Source organism: Bacillus cereus group sp. N12, assembly GCF_016483575.1.
Lineage (GTDB): Bacteria > Bacillota > Bacilli > Bacillales > Bacillaceae_G > Bacillus_A > Bacillus_A toyonensis.
This window is the reverse complement of sequence record NZ_JAEHBO010000167.1, coordinates 1-2,873: the sequence shown is the minus strand read 5'-3', so window position 1 is coordinate 2,873 and position 2,873 is coordinate 1. Positions and strand designations below refer to the sequence as shown.

Genomic DNA, 2,873 nt, shown 5'->3' with positions numbered 1-2,873 from the left:
GATGCTTTAGCATCCGGGGCATTGTCGCTTGTGACATTTTTACTTGCGACTCCATTTCAAGTTGCATATATTATACCAAGCACGAAGGAAAGTGTGATTGTAGATGGAGCAATCCCAGCGGCGTTAATGGGAAGCCAAGGTTTATTTGTAGCGATGATTATTGCAATTATATCTACTGAAATATACCGATTTATTGTACAGAAAAAAATGATTATAAAGATGCCTGAGACAGTTCCACCTGCAGTAACACGTTCATTTGCTGCTCTTATTCCAGGATTTATTGTTGTGACAGTTGTTTGGATCATTAGATTGATTTTTGAACATACAACTTTCGGAAGTATTCATAATGTTGTAGGGAAGCTGCTGCAAGAGCCACTTAGTGTACTTGGTGCTAGTCTTTGGGGCGCAGTAATTGCAGTTATTATTGTCCATGTTCTTTGGGCGTGCGGAATTCATGGTGCTGCAATTGTTGGTGGTGTAATGAGCCCGATTTGGTTATCGTTAATGGATCAAAATCGCGTAGCGTTTCAGGCTAGTCAAGATGTACCGAATACAATTACGGCACAGTTCTTTGACTTGTGGATTTACATGGGTGGTTCTGGTGCAACACTTGCTTTAGTTGTAGGAATGTTATTGTTTGCACGAAGTCAGCAATTAAAAAGTATTGGTCGATTGTCCATTGCACCTGGTATTTTTAATATTAATGAAATGGTGACGTTCGGCATGCCGATTGTAATGAATCCACTTTTACTTATTCCATTTATATTAGTTCCAGTTGTATTAACGCTTGTTTCTTACTTTGCGATGGAATGGGGATTAGTTGCTCGTCCGAGCGGAGCGGCTGTACCTTGGACGACACCTATTCTTTTTAGTGGATATTTAGGATCGGGTGGGAAAATTTCAGGTGTTATTTTGCAACTTGTTAACTTTGCACTAGCATTCTTTATTTATTTACCGTTCTTAAAAATATGGGATAAACAAAAATTAGCTGAAGAAAAGGGGGAGTAAAGAACTAAAATGGATACGATAGAGACGAAAGCTTTTCATCTAATCTTGCATGGGGGAAATGCAAGAAGTTGTTCAATGGAAGCAATTGATTGCGCGAAGCGTGGGGCGTTTACAGAAGCTGAAGCTAAATTACAAGAGGCACTAGAAGAATTAAAAGAGGCACATCGTGTACAAACGGAGCTTATACAAAAAGAGGCTGGTGGGGAAAAGACAGAGGTTACCTTACTGATGGTGCACGCACAAGATCATTTAATGAATGCGATTACAGTAAAGGAATTAGCGAGTGAATTTGTAGAGTTATATAGGAAGATGTCAGTGAATGAATGAACCTTGCGTATGCAAGGTTTTTTTATGTATTTGCCCGCACCATCAGTGGGGTGTTCATCCCACTGATGGTAGTTGCAATCCTCCTTTTTACGGATGAGTAAGAGAAATAGTTAATCGATAGTAACAATTTCTCCTATACCACGAATCAATTTTTTTATTTGTATCTGCTCCGGTTTTAATATATTTACGATATAATCAATCGCCATTTGTGGTTCAACAGTTGTACCGCATGTATAGCAATCAATTGCTGCAAAGTTTTTTTCTGGATAAGTGTGAATAGAAAGATGGCTTTCTGATAGTAACACTAATACTGTAACGCCATAAGGATGGAATTCTTTTGTACTTACATTTAAAACATGTGCGCCAGAATGGTCGGCAGCGACAACTAAATGGCGTTCTAAAAAGTGAATATCATCTAAGAGGGAAAAATCCACTCCCCACAAATCTACTATTATATGCTTACCGAAAGTAGAATATTCCATAGGTTAGCACTCCTTACTATAATATCGTCAAAACTCCATTTCCTTTTTGTAACATTGATGTAGGATAAGATTGGATTCTGAGTTTAGAAGAGCGAGATTACGGTGATCTAAATGTTCTTCTTTAAATTGAAATAAAGGAAAAAGAAGAGAAGGTAATGTTCGAGGAGTTGGTACTACGTATAATTGCTCAATTTGATCGAGTACATAGGCAGAATTAGCTGCAATATGAAATCCCCAGTCAGTTCCGAAAGAAGGAACAATTATATGATAGCTTTTTACAATTAAGCCGGCATTTTCAATTGTATTACCGATACTCCAATATACAAGAGGTGCATCAGCAGGTGAATTAGATTGGCAGACGAAAGCACCATCTTCTGTTAAGAATGTAGCTATACGAGCAAAAAGTTCGCTTGTATATAAAGTACTTAATAACTCTGTCGCTGGATCAGGGAAATCAATGATGATTACATCGTATAAAGAGGAAGGAGAATTCAAAAACTCTTTTGCATCGCATACGTGTGCATTCACACGATTATCAAAAAATGCGCTTTTGTTCAAAGCAACTAATTCAGGAACGTTACGCGCCATATTAATCATTGCCTCGTCTAGGTCAACAAGGTCTACATGTAATACTGTTTCATATTTCAATACCTCTCGTAAGGCAAGACCATCGCCACCGCCTAATATGAGAACACGTTTTGGATCAATTACCTTTGACATAATTGGATGCACAAGTGCTTCATGATAAATTTGCTCATCAACGGAACTAAATTGTAGTTGTTTGTCCAAATAGAGGCGAACATCGCTGACTTGTACTAAATTAATATTTTGATAATCACTTTTTTCTTCAAATAAATTTGTGTGTTCCCCAGCTTGTATTTCTTTTAGAGAAATTTCATCCCATATATCTAAGCTGTGCGAGTTTGTTTCTATTATAGGTTCTAATTGTGTTTGCTTATTGTGTTCGTCCTGTTTATCTTGTTCGTCCTGTTTATCTTGTTCGTCCTGTTTATCTTGTTCGTCCTGTTTATCTTGTTCGTCCTGTTTATCTTGTTC

4 protein-coding genes are annotated in these 2,873 nt (G+C 37.6%); 2 read left to right on the top strand and 2 right to left on the bottom strand.

Annotated elements, in window-relative coordinates; genetic code table 11:
- On the top strand, positions 1-1,008 hold a 1,008-nt coding region (celB, locus tag JDS92_RS29875), incomplete at its 5' end, for a PTS cellobiose transporter subunit IIC (RefSeq protein WP_199633023.1).
- A gap of 9 nt (positions 1,009-1,017) precedes the next feature.
- Positions 1,018-1,335, top strand: coding sequence for a PTS sugar transporter subunit IIA (locus tag JDS92_RS29870; protein ID WP_000379629.1), 318 nt, complete (start codon positions 1,018-1,020; stop codon positions 1,333-1,335).
- Between the two features lie 110 nt (positions 1,336-1,445).
- Here the strand turns inward: JDS92_RS29870 and speD are convergent, their stop codons facing one another.
- Complete coding sequence (gene speD / locus JDS92_RS29865) at positions 1,446-1,817, bottom strand: adenosylmethionine decarboxylase (protein ID WP_000456812.1); 372 nt, start codon at positions 1,815-1,817, stop codon at positions 1,446-1,448.
- Between the two features lie 27 nt (positions 1,818-1,844).
- On the bottom strand, positions 1,845-2,873 hold a 1,029-nt coding region (locus JDS92_RS29860; protein ID WP_165406313.1), incomplete at its 5' end, for a polyamine aminopropyltransferase.